At 63.9% G+C, this 17,796-nt stretch carries 18 protein-coding genes; 13 read left to right on the forward strand and 5 right to left on the reverse strand.

Annotated elements, in window-relative coordinates; all coding sequences use genetic code 11:
* Positions 1-115: 115 nt before the first annotated feature.
* Together I2488_RS02685 and I2488_RS02690 are read left to right on the forward strand one after the other, a co-directional pair.
* Positions 116-994, forward strand: coding sequence for a DMT family transporter (locus I2488_RS02685; RefSeq protein WP_246465456.1), 879 nt, complete (start codon positions 116-118; stop codon positions 992-994).
* Positions 994-1,275: an HNH endonuclease family protein gene (locus I2488_RS02690; protein ID WP_196274287.1), complete on the forward strand. Its 282-nt coding sequence runs from the start codon at positions 994-996 to the stop codon at positions 1,273-1,275. The genes I2488_RS02685 and I2488_RS02690 overlap by 1 nt, the downstream gene beginning before the upstream one ends.
* Here I2488_RS02690 and I2488_RS02695 read toward each other — a convergent pair.
* The 5 genes from I2488_RS02695 to I2488_RS02715 are packed head-to-tail and all read right to left on the reverse strand — an operon-like array spanning position 1,272 to position 6,587.
* A complete protein-coding gene (locus tag I2488_RS02695; RefSeq protein ID WP_196274288.1) occupies positions 1,272-2,114 on the reverse strand; it encodes an HAD-IIA family hydrolase in 843 nt (280 codons plus the stop codon). The genes I2488_RS02690 and I2488_RS02695 overlap by 4 nt on opposite strands.
* On the reverse strand, positions 2,111-3,583 hold the full coding sequence (locus I2488_RS02700) for a biotin carboxyl carrier protein (protein ID WP_196274289.1): 1,473 nt from the start codon (positions 3,581-3,583) through the stop codon (positions 2,111-2,113). Before I2488_RS02700 ends, I2488_RS02695 begins: the two co-directional genes overlap by 4 nt.
* Positions 3,580-4,914, reverse strand: coding sequence for an acetyl-CoA carboxylase biotin carboxylase subunit (locus I2488_RS02705; RefSeq protein ID WP_196274290.1), 1,335 nt, complete (start codon positions 4,912-4,914; stop codon positions 3,580-3,582). Before I2488_RS02705 ends, I2488_RS02700 begins: the two co-directional genes overlap by 4 nt.
* 1 nt (position 4,915) lies before the next feature.
* Positions 4,916-5,362: an acetyl-CoA carboxylase biotin carboxyl carrier protein gene (locus tag I2488_RS02710; RefSeq protein WP_196274291.1), complete on the reverse strand. Its 447-nt coding sequence runs from the start codon at positions 5,360-5,362 to the stop codon at positions 4,916-4,918.
* A gap of 7 nt (positions 5,363-5,369) precedes the next feature.
* Positions 5,370-6,587, reverse strand: a complete 1,218-nt coding sequence (locus I2488_RS02715; protein WP_196274292.1) for a Tm-1-like ATP-binding domain-containing protein — start codon at positions 6,585-6,587, stop codon at positions 5,370-5,372.
* Between the two features lie 114 nt (positions 6,588-6,701).
* Between I2488_RS02715 and I2488_RS02720 the strand changes: the two genes are divergently transcribed.
* The 11 genes from I2488_RS02720 (at position 6,702) to I2488_RS02770 (ending at position 17,788) form a co-directional block, all read left to right on the forward strand.
* Complete coding sequence (locus I2488_RS02720) at positions 6,702-7,502, forward strand: IclR family transcriptional regulator domain-containing protein (protein WP_196274293.1); 801 nt, start codon at positions 6,702-6,704, stop codon at positions 7,500-7,502.
* Positions 7,503-7,588: 86 nt separating this feature from the next.
* Positions 7,589-8,602 carry a zinc-dependent alcohol dehydrogenase family protein gene (locus I2488_RS02725; RefSeq protein ID WP_196274294.1) on the forward strand — a complete coding sequence of 338 codons (1,014 nt, stop codon included), beginning with the start codon at positions 7,589-7,591 and terminating at the stop codon, positions 8,600-8,602.
* A gap of 52 nt (positions 8,603-8,654) precedes the next feature.
* Positions 8,655-9,200, forward strand: coding sequence for a VOC family protein (locus I2488_RS02730; RefSeq protein ID WP_196274295.1), 546 nt, complete (start codon positions 8,655-8,657; stop codon positions 9,198-9,200).
* Between the two features lie 37 nt (positions 9,201-9,237).
* Positions 9,238-10,479 carry an MFS transporter gene (locus tag I2488_RS02735; protein ID WP_196274296.1) on the forward strand — a complete coding sequence of 414 codons (1,242 nt, stop codon included), beginning with the start codon at positions 9,238-9,240 and terminating at the stop codon, positions 10,477-10,479.
* Between the two features lie 18 nt (positions 10,480-10,497).
* On the forward strand, positions 10,498-11,433 hold the full coding sequence (locus tag I2488_RS02740) for a helix-turn-helix domain-containing protein (protein ID WP_196274297.1): 936 nt from the start codon (positions 10,498-10,500) through the stop codon (positions 11,431-11,433).
* A 158-nt stretch (positions 11,434-11,591) separates the two neighbouring features.
* Positions 11,592-14,153, forward strand: a complete 2,562-nt coding sequence (locus I2488_RS02745) for a TonB-dependent receptor (RefSeq protein ID WP_196274298.1) — start codon at positions 11,592-11,594, stop codon at positions 14,151-14,153.
* Between the two features lie 79 nt (positions 14,154-14,232).
* Positions 14,233-14,766 (forward strand): 2,4'-dihydroxyacetophenone dioxygenase family protein, encoded by a 534-nt coding sequence (locus I2488_RS02750; RefSeq protein WP_196274299.1) that lies wholly within the window; start codon positions 14,233-14,235, stop codon positions 14,764-14,766.
* Between the two features lie 13 nt (positions 14,767-14,779).
* Complete coding sequence (locus I2488_RS02755) at positions 14,780-15,325, forward strand: 2,4'-dihydroxyacetophenone dioxygenase family protein (RefSeq protein ID WP_039332131.1); 546 nt, start codon at positions 14,780-14,782, stop codon at positions 15,323-15,325.
* A gap of 7 nt (positions 15,326-15,332) precedes the next feature.
* On the forward strand, positions 15,333-15,866 hold the full coding sequence (locus I2488_RS02760) for a 2,4'-dihydroxyacetophenone dioxygenase family protein (RefSeq protein ID WP_196274300.1): 534 nt from the start codon (positions 15,333-15,335) through the stop codon (positions 15,864-15,866).
* A gap of 10 nt (positions 15,867-15,876) precedes the next feature.
* The gene (locus I2488_RS02765; protein WP_196274301.1) at positions 15,877-16,971 is read left to right on the forward strand and encodes an aromatic ring-hydroxylating oxygenase subunit alpha; all 1,095 of its coding nucleotides are present in this window, start codon (positions 15,877-15,879) and stop codon (positions 16,969-16,971) included.
* On the forward strand, positions 16,949-17,788 hold the full coding sequence (locus tag I2488_RS02770; RefSeq protein WP_196274302.1) for an SDR family NAD(P)-dependent oxidoreductase: 840 nt from the start codon (positions 16,949-16,951) through the stop codon (positions 17,786-17,788). Before I2488_RS02765 ends, I2488_RS02770 begins: the two co-directional genes overlap by 23 nt.
* Positions 17,789-17,796 lie beyond the last annotated feature (8 nt).

The raw sequence follows: 17,796 nt of genomic DNA on the forward strand, positions 1-17,796 counted from the left end.
CGCACTTCCTGCTGGAGCGGACGCGACTTGGCCGCTAGAGCTTTGGTTATGGTCGATAACCACGTGGTGCGGCGCAAGGGAAACTCTTAGCTTGCAGGAAAGTCACAGGTCCGGATTGCTGTTTGCCCTGGGCGGTTTTGCGCTGCTTTCGGTCGGTGACGTGCTGGTCAAGAGCATGGCCGGGGCATGGCCAGGCACTGCGATCGGCGCCTTGCGCTATGTCTTCGGTGCGGCGGGGCTGGGGCTCATCCTGCTGATCCGTGAAGGACCCAAGGGCTTTGCCTTTCCCAAGCTGCGCTGGCAGGTGCTGCGCGGTTTCAGCGTGGCGATGTCGGCGATGTCGTTCTTCAGTGCCGTTCATCTCATGCCGATCGGCGAGGCGACTGCGATCTCGTTTACCAGCCCGATGATCACGGCGATCCTTGCCGCGCTGCTGCTGGGCGAACCGATGCGCCGCGAGACATGGATCGCGACGATCGTGGCCTTTTCCGGCGTGCTTATCATCCTGCGTCCCAATCTGGCGTTGCTGGGACCGGTCGCTCTCTTGCCGGTGGTGGCCGCAACCGGGATGGCCTCCCTCATGGTGGCGAACCGCAAGGTCGCGGGCACCGGGTCTGCGCTGTCCATGCAGTTCAATGTGGCACTGATTGGCGCGGTTTTTCTGTGCATTGGCACCGCCGCAGGACATTTCAGTGGGGTGCATTTCTTCGCGGTTCCGGCCTTGCCGACCTCGGTCTTGATCAAGTCCGCGATCATTGCGGTTTCGGCGAGTTGTGCGCACGCCCTGATCTACCTGGCGACCACGCGGGCCGGTGCAGCATCGATTGCGCCGATGACTTATGTGCAGTTGCTGATGGCAGGCACGTTCGGATGGGCCCTGTTCGGCGAGCGGCCTGACATCGTTGCTGCGGCAGGGGCTCTCATCATCGTCGGTGCCGGACTCTACCTCTGGCGGTCGGGAAGGCCACCGTCGGAACCCGCCATGACCGATTGATGCCTGCCGTTATTGGCCCATGCTGGCTTTGCAGGCGCGATCTGGGACGTCGGGTGGAACTGCATCACCCCGTTCCCAAAAGCAGGGGCGGAAGGACTTCCGTGCCCTTGCACCCGATCTGCCATCGCACCTTGCACGCCACGTTCCCGAATGCGGACCTGGCGCGAATGGGCGACAATCTTGCGCTGCTCCGCGCCAATCCTGATCTGGCGCGCTTCCTGCTCTGGATTGCCGACAAGCATCCGGACTTTCATGCGCCAACGGCGCGCAAGAAGCGTTAGATCGCGTCAAGCAGTGGCTTGAGATCGTTGAGAAGGACCGACGGCCGGTCCTTTTCCGGCAAGGCGAGATCACTGCCCATGATGCCCGTTGCCAGACCGATCGAGTGCGCCCCGACCGCATTGGCCATCCGCATTTCGAGCGCCGGGTCATCGCCCACGACAACGACATCCTTGGTGGCGCTGCGCGGCAGGCCCATGATCGTCAGCGCCGTTTCGAAAGCGACTTTCGAGGGCTTGCCCAGGATGCGTGGGCGCTTGCGCGTCATCGCGGTCAGCATGGCGTTGATCGGGAAGCTCGCTCCGATCGCCCGACCGTTCTCGGTGGCGAAGAACGGCACGTTGCTAGCCGTGACCAAACGCGCCCCGTTCCACAGCGAATGACATGCGGCTTCGAGCGCGTTGAAATCGAACTCGCGGAACCAGCCGGTATAGACTGCCTCCACGCCTTCCGCCTCTTCCGACGGCCCCACCACATCGAGGCCTGCGGCAATCAATGGTTCCGCACAGCCGGGATTGCCGAGAACGCGCACCTTGTCGACGCCGGCTTTGGACAACCAGACAGCCGCCGAGGACGATGGCGTGAGCATCTGGTCGTCGTCCACCGGAAAGCCCGCATTGCGCAGGGAATTGGCATAGGCGACCGGCGGCTTGGCCGTGCCGTTGGTGAAGACCACGAAGGGCTTGCCGCTGTCTTTCAGCGCGTTGAGCACGTCCACCGCATGAGGCAGCGCGCGATGGCCGCCGCTCTTGGCATCGCCAAGGGCAATGGTGCCGTCCATGTCGAAGATGAAGCCGGCCGCATCGCGCAGGCGGGCTTTGAAGTCAGCGGTCAAAGTCAAAGCGAGGCTCCGGCATGGAGGGCGAGGCGGAAGTTGCCGCGCTCGATCACGATGTCGCGTGCGTCAGGCTTGGCCGCGAGTTTGCGCAGCAGCGAGATGATCGGGGCGGCCTTGGGCGAATAGGTCGCGCGCGACGGGCCTGCGGCGAGCATGGCATCAACCTGTTCGGCGGGCATGACAGCGCGCAGCAGAAACTCCTCGTCGGGGAGGTTGTAGCCGAACTGGCGGCGCAGATCGCCGAGCGCAGGGAAGGTTGGCTCGTTCTCCAACTCGCGCGAGCGGGGGCGGTCCATGATCGTGGCAAGAACCTCGCGATCCACCGGCGAGGTGGGCTTGCCGAACTTGCCCATGCAGTAGCGGATGACCTGATCCGAAACCTGCGCATAGCGCCGTTCGCCGATCACGTTGAACAGGGCCTGGGTCATGACCATCTGCGGAAACGGCGTGACCATGATCGGGAAGCCGAGGTCGGCGCGGACCTGCCCGGTCTCCTCGATTACCGCGCCCATCCGGTCGGAGAGGCCCAGTTCATCGAGCTGCCGCGCAATCGTGGTCATCACGCCGCCTGCAATCTGGTGGCGCAGGAAGCTGGCGTCGAAGTTCTGCGGCGTGCCGGGCGGCAGGCCTTCTGCCAGCGCCACGCTCTGCCAATAGGTGGTCAGGCGCTTGAGCGCGGCCTTGTCCACACCGACGTCAAAGCCCGCTTCTTCGAGGTTGGCGACCATCCGGTTTGCCTCCGGCAGTGACGATCCATCGCCTCCCGGGCCGACCCCCACGTGAATCGCAGAAATGCCAAGCTTCGCCGCCTCGAGGCTGGCCATCATGCCCTGACCGACCGTGGTGTGGGCATGGATCTCGAGCGGACGATTGCCGATGACGGCCTTTACCGCAGGGACCAGCGTGCGGGCGCGGTCTACCGAGAGCAGGCCCGCCGGGTCCTTGATATAGAACAGGTCGATGTTCGGGCTCTCCCCGACCGCGCGGGCAAAGTCGGCATAGAACTGGTCGGTGTGGATTTCGGAGAGCGTGAAGGTGAGTGCCGCCATGACTTCGGCGTTGCCTTCTTCCTTCACCAGCTTGGCCGCTTCGATGACCGCCGGCACCTCGTGCATCGGATCAAGCAGCACGAACCGCCCGACGCCATTGGCTTGCAGTGCACGGTAGACAAGCCGCATGAACTCGGGATCGGCCTGCTGCCAGGCGATGAAACGCAAGCCGGTGGTGATGAACTGCAGCGGCGTCGTCGGCATCGCGGCCGACATGCGGCGCAGCCGCTCCCACGGGTTGTTCTGGAAGTAGCGCACAGCCACGGCCATGTGGCTCGACGAGGTGAAGTCGATGGCGCGAAAACCACAGGCCTCGGTCAAGGCAGCGGCCTGCAGCATATGCGCCGTGTTCAGGCCTGTTGCGCCCCACAGGCTCTGATTGCCGTCGCGCATGGTGACGTCGACGAGACGGATTTCGGTCATTGGGCAAGTCCCGTGAGGAAGCCGGTATCGACGCCGCCTGCGATGAAGCGCTGATCGGCGACGATGCGGCGGTGGAGCGGGGCAGTAGTGGGCAGCCCTTCGATGTGCAGCGATCGCAGCGCGTGGGCGAGGCGTTCGACCGCCTGTTCGCGCGTCTCGCCATGCACGATGAGCTTGCCCATCAGCGAATCATAGAACGGCGGTACCTCGCCGCCGATACCGATGTGCGTATCGACGCGGACGCCTTCTCCGGCAGGCCAGCAAGCCCGGGTCGCGTGTCCGGGCGAAGGGCGGAAGTCTGCGTCGGGGTCTTCGGCGTTGATGCGCACCTCGATGGCGTGACCGTGCGGTCGGACCATCGCCTGCGTCAGCGAGAGCGGCTTGCCCATCGCCACCAGCAACTGCTGTTCGACCAGATCGACCCCGGTGATCGCCTCGGTCACCGGGTGCTCGACCTGGATGCGGGCGTTGAGTTCGAGGAAGTAGAACGAGAAATCCTCGGCATCGACAAGGAATTCGGCCGTGCCTGCTCCGCGATAGCCGATATGCCGAGCCAGCTTCACTGCCGCCTGCTCGATACCTTCGCGCGCCGCAAGGGGCATGGCCGGGGCAGGGGCCTCCTCGACCAGCTTCTGGAAGCGACGCTGGATCGAGCAATCGCGCGTGCCGAGGTGGATGGCGTTGGTGCCATCGCCCAGCAATTGCACTTCAACGTGACGCCCACGCGCCACGAAGCGCTCGACATAGACGGCGCTGTTGCCGAAGGCGGCCTGCGCTTCCGCCTGAGCCATGTCGAGGGCGGAATCCAGGTCTTCCGGTCGATCGACGCGTCGCATCCCCTTGCCGCCGCCACCGGCCACGGCCTTCAGCAGAAGCGGGTAAACGGTCTGCGCGGCGCGGGCGTGGACATCGGCGCGAGTGGCGGCTTCGCCACCGGGAAGCACCGGCAAGCCAGCTTCGACTGCCAGCGCCCGCGCGGCGAGCTTGTCGCCCATGCCTTCAAGCGTCTCGATGTCCGGCCCGACGAAGCGAATACCAGCGGCGTGAACCGCGCGCGCAAAGGATGCGTTCTCAGACAGGAAACCGTATCCGGGGTGAACCGCATCGCACCCGGACTTGACCATCGCCTCGACCACGCGATCGATCGCAAGATAGCCCTGCGAGGAGGGACCGGGGCCTACGATCGCGACCTGGTCCGCCAATTGCGCCGGAAGTGACGCGGCATCCGCTTCGGATGCACCGAGCACGGTCTCGATCCCCATGGCGCGCGCGGTGCGGATCACGCGGAGCGCAATCTCTCCGCGATTGGCGATGAACAGCTTGCGGATCATGTCAGGTCAGCCGCACCAGCGCTTCGCCCTTGGCGACAAGCGTGCCATTGGGAACGAGGACCTCTCCGATGCGCCCGCTGCGTCCGGCATGAACGGGGTTCATCAGCTTCATGGTCTCGACGATGCCGATCACGGTCTCCGGGCCGACTTCGTCACCCGGTTGCACGAACGGCGGCGCACCGGGCTGGGGGGCGTGGTAGAACGTGCCGGGGAGAGGTGAGCAAATGGCGTCGGGATCGGCCTCGGCTCTAGCGGTATCGGCGGCTACTTCCGCCGCCGATCCGGCCCACTGCCATTCCTGCGTCACGCCACTGTCGGAACTATCGCCCTTGGCCACGCGAAGGCGGAAGCGGCGGGTCGACAGGTCGAGTTCGCGATAGCCCGATTTCTCGAGGATCGCGGCGATCTCGGCGATGTCTTCGTGGGTGAGGGGCAGGTCGTCAGTCATTTCCGGATCAGTTCTTTGCAGCCAGCATCTCGCGCGCGGCCGCGATCACGGCGCTCGAGAAGGCTTCGTCGTTGAAGTGGGAATCGATGGCGGTGACGGGCACGCCCTCGGGCATGACCTGTGCCAGGTATTCGGCGAATGGGCCGGGAACCGAGAGGTCCTGAAGGTGCCCGGTCTCGCTATCGTGGCTGGAGAAGCCCTTGAGCGGCGTGAACACCCGGACCGGGCCGTTCGCTTCGCGCACATTTGCGGCGAGGTGATCGGCCAGTCTTTTCAGGTCCTCGATGCCGGTACGCACCGCAGTCAGCTGCGGATTGTGCTCATGATAGCGGCGCCCCGGAAACTGCTGGCGCGATGCATCGATCGGCCCGCCGATGATGAAATCGGCGTTGCCGGGGGCGAGGATCGTGGGAATGCCCTTGCGCAGTGCCGGGCGTCCGCGATCGGGTCCGGAATCCGCCAGCCCGCCAAACAGGTGATCGAGGATCTCGGTCTGCGAAAGATCGAGCACCAGCGCCACATCCTTGTCGGTGGCGAGGCCATCCAGCGTAGGTCCGCCGGCGCCCGAGGAATGGAACACCATGACCTCGCAGCCATCGCTCTCGAGCGCCTGACGGATGCGCTTCACGCTCATTTCGGTGGTGCCGAGCGTGGTGATCAGGACCAGCGGCTTTTCCGGTCCCTTGTCGCGGTCATAGCCCTTGGCCATGCCGGCAAGGGCATTGGCAGCATTGCGGAAAACGTCGCGGCTGATCGTGTTGATGCCGGAAATGTCCGTCACCGCGTTCATCATCGCGATGTCCTTGACGCCCATGTACGGCTTGGTGAAGCCCGAGGCCATGGTCGAGACGATCAGTTTGGGCAGGCCATAAGGGAAGCTCTGCATCAGCGCTCCTGCCAATGCCGAACCCATCGAGCCGCCGACCGCGAGGATGCCGGAAACCGGATGCTTTGCGTCCCACTGGTGCGCGGCGGCAATGGCGCCGCGGATCATGGCGTCCTGGCATTTGCCTTCGTGCCCCAGTGCGCGGACATCCTCGATCGTCATGCCACCCGCTTCGGCGACCATCTCCGGCGAGATTTCCGCACCGCCGACACTGCGGCGAACGCTGGGATCTAGGTGGACCACTTCGACGCCTGCGGCTTCGAGCGAGGCGCGGGTGAAGCGGGATTCCTCTTCCTTGGTATCCTGGGTGCAGATGAACAGGACGCTCGGTTTCGACATCGTTGGTTTTCCTCTCCGTCCCTTATTGCTGCGACAGCGCGGTTGACTTTGCACGGGGGTTTCGTGATTTTGCGTTGCATAAGGTGAAACGCAGAATTTGCCGGAGCAGGATGGATGCTGGAACGCCGGGTCAAGACCGTGCGCGCGCTGGAGCGTGGACTGGACGTGCTGATCGAGGTGCAGACGAGAAAGGCGGCGAGCCTTCACGAACTGCATCAAGCGACAGGATTGCCTAAGGCCACGCTGTTGCGAATGCTCGTGACTCTGGGTCAAAAAGGGCTCGTGTGGCAGCGCCTGGCCGACGGAGCCTATCTTCCGCATGTGGACCGGATCGAGCGCGCCTCGTTCACGTCTGCGGCCCACATTGCCGAAGTGGCCTCCCCGCACATGAAGGCCCTGTCGACCAAAGTGGCATGGCCGTCAGTGCTTGCGGCGCCGCGACTCGATCACATGGAGATCCTCGAGACCAACAGCCCGCTGTTCCGGCTCGACTCCGCGATCCTCGGTCCAGTTGGAGTCAAGCTGTCCTACATTCACACGGCCACCGGGCGGGCCTATCTCGCGGCTTGCGGTGATGCTGAGCGGGACTCGATTATCGACCGACTGCGACCCGCAAACCCGCCCGAGGGGAGTGAAGCCGAACTGCGCCAGATGTTGCAGCAGGTGAGGCAGCGCGGGTACGCTACGCGCGATCCTCTCCTACCGTGGCCTGATCGCTCGAAACAGCTTGTGCTGCGCGATGGCCGCCGCTCCATGGCGGTGCCGATCATGGTCGGCGGTTCCCCGATCGCGACGATCAACGTCACGTGGCCCGGTCGTCGAGGTGCCGACGAAGCGGTCGTCCAGCGTCATCTCGACGCGCTGAAGGCAACGGCACGGGCAATCGCGGTAGCACTAGAGGCGAACCCGAGTTAGATTTCATTGTGTGAAATTCGTTTGTCCAACTGATTAATTTGTCGCGCTGAATCGGTGATGATCCCTCTCACAGGGAGAAAATGCCGATGCGCCAGTGGGTGATTTCCGCAGGCTCGACGTCGCTTGACGATTTGCGACTGGACGAGGCCGACATTCCGAAACCCGGTCCGGGCGAAGTGCTCGTGCGCGTGCGGGCCTGCTCGCTGAACTATCGCGACCAGATCATTCCGCTCGGCTTCTACATGGGCGGAGTTGTCCAGAACGACACGGTGCCGCTTTCGGATGGTGCTGGCGAGATCGCGGCTGTCGGCGACGGCGTGTCAGACCTCAAGATCGGCGATCGTGTGGCCGGTATCTTCTTCCAGGACTGGATGGATGGCCCGCCAAACCCCGGCATGGGCGTGGCGCTGGGCGCACCTCCCGCTCCGGGCATGCTGCAGGATTACGTCGTTCTGCCCGAGCGTGGCGTCGTGAAGCTGGCCGAGACACTGGACTACACGCAGGCAGCTTGCCTTCCCTGCGCCGGTGTCACGGCGTGGAACGCGCTGATGGAAGGGCCTCGGCCGGTCAAGGCGGGCGATACAGTGCTGGTTCTCGGAACCGGGGGCGTCTCATTGCTTGCCCTGCAGATTGCCAAGGCTGCCGGGGCAACCGTGATCGCCACATCATCGTCGGATGAAAAGCTCGAGCGGGTAAAGGCGCTCGGCGCCGATCACGTGATCAATTACCGCACAACGCCAGAATGGGGTGCCGAAGCAGCGCGCCTTGCCGGTGGCGGCGTGGACAAGGTGGTAGAGGTCGGCGGCGCGGGCACGCTCAAGCAGTCGATCGCGGCAGTGGGCTTTGCTGGTGAGATCGCTCTGATCGGCGTGTTGACCCGCGAGGGCGACACCAACCCGCATGGCCTGATGTTCAAGGGTGCTTCGATCCGGGGGATCTTCGTCGGCTCGAAGGGCATGGCCCAGAGGCTGAATGCCTTCATCGACCAGCATGGCATCAAGCCGGTCGTCGACAAGGCTTTCCCAATCGAAAACGCCCGTGATGCCTACGCCTATCAGTCGTCGGCGGGCCTGTTCGGGAAAGTCGCAATAACGCTTTGAGCAGTCATGTGCGCCGCCGTCCGCAAGAGATGGGGCGCAGGAGAGGAAATCGATGACGCAGTTGCTTGGCTTCGGCCAGCCCTTTGGCGGTGTGATGCAGACGGCCTTCGTGGTCGAGGACATCCGCGCTTCGATCGCCCATTTCCAGCGCGATTGCGGTGCGGGACCGTTCTTCCTGCTCGATCACTTTCTCGCCCCGGACCAGTTCTATCGCGGCGCGCCTTCGACCGCCGATGTCACCATCGCCATGGGCTTTGCCGGGCACATGCAGATCGAACTGATCCAGCCGCTGGACGCAAATCCTTCGGTCTATCGCGAGACCATTGAGCAGCGCGGCTATGGCTTTCACCACTTCGGCATAGCCTGTGCCGATGTCGAAGCGGACCTCGTTGATTACAACGCGCGCGGCTACGAGCTTGCGTTCAAGGCGGCTGTCCCGACCGGCGGGAGCGTGGCCTATCTCGAGGGCGGCGATGCCGCTGCCCCCGGCTTTCTCGAACTGATCCCGGCAACGCCCGGCATGGACGCACACTTCACCGCGATGTGGCGCGCCTCGCAAGGCTGGGACGGTTCCGAACCTGTCCGGCCGTTCATCTGAGCAGCGCATAAAAAAACTATCACGAGGGGAAAGCAGGATGACCACGGGCACAACCAGAAGCGGCGGATACCAGGTGTGGGTGACCGCGCTGCTGAGCCTGAACTTCGGCATCCTGTTCTTTGATCGCAACGCGCTCAACTTCCTCATGCCGTTCGTCCAGCCTGACTTGCACCTCACCAACACCCAGGTCGGCATGTTCAGCTCGGCCCTCTCGCTGACGTGGGCACTGTCAGGCCTGCTGGTCGGCCGGATTTCCGACAAGCTCGGGTCGCGCAAGCCGGTGGTTGTCGTGGCGACTGTCGCCTACTGCCTGTGCTCGTTCATTTCGGGTGCCGCTTCCTCGTTCCTGATGCTGCTCGGCGCCCGCCTGCTCATGGGTGCGGCCGAGGGCGGGGTCATGCCGGTGAGCCACTCGATGATCGTGTCGGAAGTTGCGCCCGAGCGTCGCGGACTTGCCATGGGCGTGGCCCAAAACCTTGGCTCCAACCTACTTGGTTCCGGTCTCGCGCCCATCCTGCTGGTACCGGTCGCCGTCGCAGCCGGATGGCGCACCGGCTTTTATCTTGCAGCCGTGCCGGGCCTCGTCACTGCCGCCCTGATCTGGTTCACCCTGCGCGAACCGCCGGTCGAGGCGCATGACGACGCCTCGCCGCGCATAACCCTGCGCGAGGCCTTCGCGCATCGCAACGTGATCCTCTGCGCCCTGATCTCGATCCTGCTTGTCTCGTACCTTGTCGTCTGCTGGGCATTCATGCCGCTTTACCTGACCAAGGCGCGCGGCTTTGCCCCTGAGACGATGGGCTGGCTGATGGCAACGCTCGGCATCTCCGCAGGCCTCGGCAGCTTCGTCGTCCCCGCGATCTCGGACGCGATCGGACGCCGCCCGGTGATGATCTTCTTCTCCTTCCTCGGCGTGATCCTGCCTCTGGGCGGCTTGTACTATGAAGGTTCGACCTGGGTGCTCGCTGCAATCTTCTTCTTCGGTTGGGGCCTCAACGGCCTGTTCCCGATGTTCATGGCGACCATCCCCGCGGAATCGGTCGACCCGCGCCTGACTGCAACGCTGACCGGCGTGGTGATGGGGACTGGCGAGGTTCTCGGCGGCGTACTCTCGCCGTTTCTCGCGGGCAGCCTTGCCGATGTCTACGGCCTGTCCGCGCCGCTCTGGCTCATGTTCGGCTGCACCATCCTGGCCGGACTGCTCACGCTTGGACTGATCGAATCCGCGCCGCGCGTAGTTGCCCGGCGCGCCGGACCGGCCATGGCCTTCGGGGCCTGACAAAGGGAGGGAAGCACAATGGGCGAACTTCTCAGATTTCACACGCGTGACGTGGCACCGCCGCAGCGTGCACGGTACTGGAACGAAATTGCCGACAGGGTCTTCACGGGCTCATTCGTAAACGTGCCCGGAGAGGACTTTTCGGGAAAGATGCTGGCCTGGCGGGTCGGCGAACTCGACATGATCCGCACCGACTCCACCCACTCGGCCGTGGGGCGCACACCGCTTCCGCAGAACGAGGAGCGGCTGATCCTGCACCTGCAGTGCCGCGGCACGAGCCAGCATTCGCAGAAGCAGGCGGAATGCGTGCTCGAACCCGGCGACTTCGTACTCGCCAGCCCGCACTCGCCCTACTCGATCAAGCTGACCGGCCATGAGATGCTGGTCGTCGAGTTCCCCCGTGCCCCCTTGGCCGAGCGTTTCCCCGGTGTCGACGACGCCTTGCTCCAGCGCATGTGCGGAGCAACGCCCGGTGGCAGGGTGTTTCACGATTTCCTGCTGTCGCTGTGGCAGCAGGGTGAGGGCGCAGCCGAAGATCCCGAGTGGGAAGCCGGGGTCAACGCGGTGTTCTACGATCTTGCCGCCATGGCCATGCGCGGCTCGCAGCGCCCGGTCGTCGCCAATGGCGATATCGAACTGCGTCGGCGCGTGCTGGCAACGGTCGCCGCCAATCTCGCCGACCCTGCATTGCGCACGGCTTCGATCGCCGATGCCTGCAGCATTTCGGTCCGCACAGTGCAGAATGTCTTTGCCGCAATGGGCACGACGCCCACGGCCTACATCCTCGAACAGCGGCTCCGCCGCTCTGCGGACCGGCTCGTCGCGCGGCCCGATGCCAGCATCACGGAGATCGCGTTCGAACTGGGTTTCAACGACAGCGCCTACTTCACCCGCTGCTTCCGGCAGCAGTTTGGCGCGGCCCCGCGCGACTGGCGGATGGGCCGCATGACGTAGGGGAATGCTGCGCAGCATCGAAGTTTGCGCAGCAGTCCTGATCGGCTTGCGCGTGAGTGCAAGCGACAAGTTCCGCCAGTGCGTATCAGGCTGGCGTGATTCCGGGGCAGGGGTCCCGGTCTGGCAATCAACCACGAAACAACAGGGAGAGGAAAACCATGAGAATTGCATCGGTTTCCATCGCAGCACTGGCAACGGCCCTCGCCGTGCCGGCGTTTGCTCAAGAGCAGGCTCAGGCCGAAAACAGCAGCACCGGCGGTATCGCAGAGATCGTCGTGACGGCCCAGAAGCGCGCGGAAAACGTCCAGGACGTGCCAATTGCAATCACCGCTTTCACCGCCGGCGCCTTGCAGGAGCGCGCGGTGGGCGACGTCTCGGCGCTCTCGGGCATCACGCCTAACGTCACCCTTGACGCATCGACCCCGTTCTCCGGCTCAAGCGCCGTGCTCGGCGCGACTATCCGCGGCATTGGTTCCTCCGACTTCGCGTTCAACATCGACCCTGCCGTCGGCGTCTATCTTGATGGCGTCTATCTCGGCCGTTCGATCGGCGCCAACCAGGATCTGCTCGATGTCGAGCGGATCGAAGTCCTCAAGGGGCCGCAGGGCACCTTGTTCGGTCGGAACACCATCGGTGGCGCGATTTCGATCGTGACGCATACGCCGGGCAAGGAGTTCCACGTCAAGGGCGACGTTACCGTCGGCCGCTTCAATCGCGTCCAGGCTCGTGGCCTGGTCGACATTCCGCTGACCGAAGGCCTCAGCTCGTCGGTCGCTTTCGGCATCCACAAGCGCGATGGTTTCCAGAAGCGCATCGCCTATCCCAATGCCGGGGCCAACGACAGCTTCACCCAGTTCCCTGCTTCCGGGTATGAAACCCGCAGTCGCCAGGGTGGCGACAATTCGTGGAACCTGCGTGGCAAGCTGCGCTGGGACAACGGCACAAGCTTCCGCGCTACGTTGAGCGGCGACTACACCAACATCGATCAGGATTCGACCGCGAACACCGTTCTCGCTGTCACGCCGATCCCGGGGCCGTTCGCGGGCGTTGCCGCCAACAACATCCCCGGCACCGCGCTTGACGTCGTAACGGGCAGTTCGGGCTTCCTGTTCGCAGGCCTCTACAACTTCTGCATCGGGGCGACCGCCGACCAGATCGCGGCCCGCAATGCGACCGCACTGTGCGGACCGCGTTCTAGCGTGAACGGCTACAACACCATTCCGGGTCTTGCCAGCCGCAACGTCGACGGCGATCCGTTCAACAATCTGCTGCCGTACGACGGTCGTTGGGTGAACACCGACAAGGATACGACTTACGCCAATGGCAACAACTTCTCGAAGCTGAAGCAGTGGGGTCTGGGTCTCAACCTTGAGTATGACCTTTCGGACAATGTCATGCTCAAGTCGATCACTTCGTATCGCGAAGTCGATTTCAAGGCGGGCGTCGACCTCGACAACTCCCCGCTGCCGATCCTCCAGACCAGCTTCATCGTCGACCAGTACCAGTTCAGCCAGGAAGTCCAGCTGACCGGCTCGGCAATGGACGGGGCGCTGAACTTCGTGCTCGGCGGCTATGGCTTCAAGGAAAAGGGTGATCTGCGCGACTTCGTGACCTTCTCGGCCGGTCTGCTGCAGGTCGATGGTCCGGGCAAGGTCGATACGGAAGCCTATGCAGGCTTCGGCCAGATTGACTGGCGCGTCAGCGATCTGATCGGCATTTCGGTCGGTGCCCGCTACACCAAGGAAAACAAGCAGTATGACGGCGCCCAGGCTGACGCGAACGGCTTCAACTACAAGCTGTTCAACTGCCTCGCCACCGATCCCGCGACCGGCAATCCCAGCTCCGCCTGCGCGGCGGCTGTCGGCTTCCCGATTCCGTCGCAGCCGTTCCGCTATTATCCGACTTCGCCGAACAAGCAGACGTTCGATGATTTCTCGTACAAGCTCGGCCTGCAATTGCATCCGACCGAAGACGTAATGGCCTATGGCTCGTTCTCGCGCGGGTACAAAACCGGTGGCTGGACGACCCGCCTTTCCAACCCGCTGCCAGTTGCGCCGACCTTTGGTGAAGAAGTTGCCGAAACCTTCGAAGCCGGCGTGAAGTCGACCTTGCTGGACCGCAGGCTGCAGCTCAACGCCGCAGTGTTCACCACCAAGTACAAGGGCATCCAACTGAACTTCCAGCAGGGGGTGTCTCCGACCATTCAGAACGCTGGTGACGCCCGCATCAAGGGCTTCGAAATCGAGATGGTCGCAGCCCCGGCCGATGGCTTCACCATCACCGCTTCGGCGGGCCATCTTGATGCCTACTACACGAGCGTGCTGGCTCCGGCGCAGGTTGCGCCCAATCCGTTCCAGCTCGGCGTGCAGAAGGGGTCGGACTTGCCGAAGGCGCCGTCATGGAAGTTCAACGTCGCTCCGCGCTTCGAAATGGCAATCGGCGATGGCAAGATCGTCGCGCTGGCAGACTGGACCCACACCACGGGCATGCGCAACGACACCGAGGGCACGATCCTGCTGCTGCGTCCGACGACCGACATCGTCAACGCCAGCCTGCAGTATCAGGCACCCGACAACCAGTGGAATCTCACGGTTGGCGGCACCAACATCACCAACGAGCGCTATCTGGTGACCGGTCAGGCGCAGATCGCGGGCGGCCAGATTTACGGCACCTACAGCCGTCCGGCCGAATGGTACGTCAGGCTCGGCTTCGAGTTCTGATGCACTGACAGGAAGCGCGGGCGGGGTTCGTCCCCTCATCCTCGCCCGCGTTCCTCACAAATGAGAACGGAGAGAGACAATGCCTGAAGCGGCGCACACGGAATTCTGGAAGGACATCAAGCCGGTCGACAAGGTCTTCCGCGAAGGCGGCCTGCCCGAAGTCTACATGCCCAAGATTGCCGAGGGCGACGAGCGCTACTGGGTGCCGATCTCCGAAACCGTTTTTTCCAAGCCTGTCTGGATCAGCCCGGCCAAGAACATGTGGGCCGATGTCCTGATGAGCAAGAAGGCGGGCCTCGTGAACCGCCACTATCACCCGCACCCGATCTGGGCCTACACCATCAGCGGCAAGTGGGCCTATCTCGAGCACAGCTGGACCGCGACCGCCGGCGACTTCGTCTATGAAACGCCGGGCGAGAGCCACACGCTGGTCTGCTACGAACACGAGGACCCGATGAAGGTGTTCTTTGTCGTCTCCGGCCCGCTGATGTGGCTGGATGACGAGGGCAACACCGTCGGCCATTACGACGTGTTCGACTACATGAAGGCCGCGCGCGAGCACTACGATGCCGTCGGCATCGGTGCCGACTACGTTGACACGCTGATCCGTTGAGAGGACCTGCATAATGAGCACCGCCACCGTGATGACCGCGCCGCCTTCGGACAAGGCAGAGATCGTCGACGTTCCTTTCGCGCACAAGGACCTGGTCAAGCGTCTCAGCCCCGGCGGTCGCTACATCGACGCCCAGACCGATGTCGACAGCCCTTGGGTGCCATTCGGCGAGAACGCCGCGATCAAGCACCTTGCCTTCGACGTCCGCCAGAACCTGTTTTCCAACATCCTGTGGGTGAAGGGCCCCGGCGTGATCGGCACGCACTTCCATCGCGGCACGATCACCATGGTCTGTCTCGAAGGCAGCGTGCGCTATCTTGAATACGACTGGGTGGCGACACCCGGCGGCCTGATCCTCGAAACGCCCGGAGAGAGCCACACGCTCGTCACCGACCACCCGGAAGGCTGCAAGCTCTTCGGATGGATGCAGGGGCCGATCGAGTTCTACGACGAGAACGCCGTGCTGGTCGATACCACCGACGTCTGGTGGTTCATCAACCACTACGAGACCTACTGCCGCGAGAACGGCATCGCCATCAATCCCAAGCTCTATCTCTGAGGCCACCATGGGTACCATGACCGCGCCGCCTTCGGGCGCCTACAAGATCGTCAACGTCCCCGAACTCTACGGTGACCTCATCCGCGCCAAGGGCGTCGAGGGCACCTACGTCGGTTCCTCGGAAGTCGAGAGCCCGTGGGTTCCCTTCGGCGACAACGCCGCGATCCGTCACCTAGCCTTCGACGTGCGCGAGAACGTCTATGTCAACGTGCTGTGGATCAAAGGGCCGGGCGTCATCGGCACCCACAAGCACCGCGGCAAGGTCTGGGCCATCGGCCTCGAAGGCTCGTTCCGTTACCTCGAATATGACTGGGTTTGCCGTCCGGGCGATTTCATCACCGAAACGCCTGGCACCGCGCACACCCTCGTCACCGATGACCCGAATGGTATGAAGGCCCTGTTCCACATGCAGGGCGCCAACGAGTTTTTCGACGAGCACGGCAACCATGTCGAAACGCTCGACGTGTGGTGGTTCATGAACCACTACGAGACCTACTGCCGCGAGAACAACATCGCGATCAATCCTGCGCTCTGTCTCTGAGGGCACAACCGTGAGCAGCGGTCCCGTTCCGAAACTCTCCGCCCAGCCTCAGGCTACGTACTTGCGCAACACCTGGTACGTGGCAGGCTGGGCAAGTGATCTCGGCGCGGAACCGCAGCAGCGCACGTTCCTCGAAGAACCGGTTGCGCTTTTCCGTGATGCGGAAGGCGTAGCGCAGGCCATCACCGGGCGCTGCCCGCACCGCTTCGCCCCTCTCGGCCATGGCACCGTGATCGATGGCGCCTTGATGTGCCCCTACCACGGCCTGCGCTTCAGCGGGGAGGGACGCTGCATCCACAATCCCCACCCCGGCGGCCAGCTTCCCGATGCGCGGCTGCAAGTCTATCCGCTGGTCGAGCGCCACGCCCTGCTGTGGATATGGATGGGCGATCCGGAGAAAGCCGACCCGGCCCTGATCCCCGACTTCGCCTGGCTGTCCGACCCGAAGTGGGAGGCCGTGCGCGGCGCTACTGTCGCCGAAGGCCACTACGAACTCTACAGCGACAACATCCTCGATCTCAGCCACGCCAACTTCGTCCACCCCGCGCTTGTCGCCAGCGCCTTCACCGAAGGCGAGCGTAAGTTCTGGCAGGACGCGGAGAGTGTCTTTGCAGAATACGTGCGGCTGAACGACGAACTTTCCGTCGGCATCTCCGCAGTCATGGGCACCGAGGGGCGCAAACAGGACTTCTACGGCCTCGTCCAGTGGCACGCCCCCGCCGTCCTCTACTTCGATTTCCGCGCAGGCGATCCCGGCACACCGCGCGAGCAATGCACTCTGCTGCCCTCGCTCCACGCTTTCACGCCAGAGACGCCGGATACAACCCACTACTTCTGGGCCACCGCCCGCGACTACAAGCTGGGCGACGCCGAGTTCACCGCCGCCATGCGTGGCGCGCTCGAATTCGCGTTCGAGCAGGAAGACATGCCGATCATCCGCGACAGCCACCGCCTGATGCGCGGACAGGACTTCTGGGACCTGCGCCCGCTGATCCTCAATGGCGACGGCGGCGGCGTCCGCGCCCGCCGCATGCTGCAGCGCCTGATCGATCGCGAACGACAATCAATACAAGAGGATGCCAATGGGAACGCTCGACAGGTTTGACATCAAGGGCCGCTCCGCGCTGGTCACCGGCGCCGCATCGGGCATCGGCCTCGCCTATGCCGAAGCCATGGCCGAGGCCGGCGCTGCCGTCACGCTGACCGACATCGACGCCGATGGCGCCTCGCGTGAAGCCGCCCGCCTGCGCGAACTGGGGTATGAGGTCCGGGCCGACCGGCTCGATGTGTCCAGCTGGGACGACGTCGCCGCCGCCTTCGACGCGCACGACCGCGCCTATGGCGGCCTCGACATCTGCTTTGCCAACGCCGGCATCGACACCGGCGCAGGCTTCTGGAATCCCGCAGGCCACCGCAACGAGGACGGCCAGGTCGATACCTACGACCACAACCGCTGGGACCGCTCGATCCAGGTCAACCTCAACGGCGTGTTCTACACCGTCAGCAACGCCGTACGCATCATGAAGAAGGAGGGCCGTGCCAACGGTCGTACCGGCGGTTCGATCATCACCACCGCCTCCAACGCCGGCCTCGTCACCGAACCCATCGTCGGCTTGCCCTACATGCCCGCCAAGGCTGGCGTCCTGCACATGGTCCGCGCCCTCGGCCTCGAACTTGCAGAGTTCAAGATCCGCATCAACGCCATCGCGCCCGGCCCCTTCGTCACCAACATCGGCGGAGGCTGGCTCAAGAAGGACCCGGTCGCCCGCGCAGCATGGGATGCCATCGTTCCTTTAGGCTCGGTGGCCGAGACGGAGCAGCTCAAGCCGCTCGCCCTCCTGCTCGCGTCCGATGCGTCCGACTACATGACCGGCAGCCATGTCGTGATCGACGGCGGCATGATGCTCGGCAAGTACAAGTAAGGCCAGCC

Origin of the sequence: Novosphingobium jiangmenense (genome assembly GCF_015694345.1) — a bacterium.
Lineage (GTDB): Bacteria > Pseudomonadota > Alphaproteobacteria > Sphingomonadales > Sphingomonadaceae > Novosphingobium > Novosphingobium jiangmenense.

Bases quoted from the DNA above. Each gene is read 5' to 3' on its own strand.
- I2488_RS02690 (WP_196274287.1), top strand. From the start codon at position 994: ATGCCTGCCGTTATTGGCCCATGCTGGCTTTGCAGGCGCGATCTGGGA.
- I2488_RS02700 (WP_196274289.1), bottom strand. From the start codon at position 3,583: ATGACCGAAATCCGTCTCGTCGACGTCACCATGCGCGACGGCAATCAG.
- I2488_RS02705 (WP_196274290.1), bottom strand. From the start codon at position 4,914: ATGATCCGCAAGCTGTTCATCGCCAATCGCGGAGAGATTGCGCTCCGC.
- I2488_RS02710 (WP_196274291.1), bottom strand. From the start codon at position 5,362: ATGACTGACGACCTGCCCCTCACCCACGAAGACATCGCCGAGATCGCC.
- I2488_RS02715 (WP_196274292.1), bottom strand. From the start codon at position 6,587: ATGTCGAAACCGAGCGTCCTGTTCATCTGCACCCAGGATACCAAGGAA.
- I2488_RS02720 (WP_196274293.1), top strand. From the start codon at position 6,702: ATGCTGGAACGCCGGGTCAAGACCGTGCGCGCGCTGGAGCGTGGACTG.
- I2488_RS02725 (WP_196274294.1), top strand. From the start codon at position 7,589: ATGCGCCAGTGGGTGATTTCCGCAGGCTCGACGTCGCTTGACGATTTG.
- I2488_RS02730 (WP_196274295.1), top strand. From the start codon at position 8,655: ATGACGCAGTTGCTTGGCTTCGGCCAGCCCTTTGGCGGTGTGATGCAG.
- I2488_RS02735 (WP_196274296.1), top strand. From the start codon at position 9,238: ATGACCACGGGCACAACCAGAAGCGGCGGATACCAGGTGTGGGTGACC.
- I2488_RS02740 (WP_196274297.1), top strand. From the start codon at position 10,498: ATGGGCGAACTTCTCAGATTTCACACGCGTGACGTGGCACCGCCGCAG.
- I2488_RS02745 (WP_196274298.1), top strand. From the start codon at position 11,592: ATGAGAATTGCATCGGTTTCCATCGCAGCACTGGCAACGGCCCTCGCC.
- I2488_RS02750 (WP_196274299.1), top strand. From the start codon at position 14,233: ATGCCTGAAGCGGCGCACACGGAATTCTGGAAGGACATCAAGCCGGTC.
- I2488_RS02755 (WP_039332131.1), top strand. From the start codon at position 14,780: ATGAGCACCGCCACCGTGATGACCGCGCCGCCTTCGGACAAGGCAGAG.
- I2488_RS02760 (WP_196274300.1), top strand. From the start codon at position 15,333: ATGGGTACCATGACCGCGCCGCCTTCGGGCGCCTACAAGATCGTCAAC.
- I2488_RS02770 (WP_196274302.1), top strand. From the start codon at position 16,949: ATGGGAACGCTCGACAGGTTTGACATCAAGGGCCGCTCCGCGCTGGTC.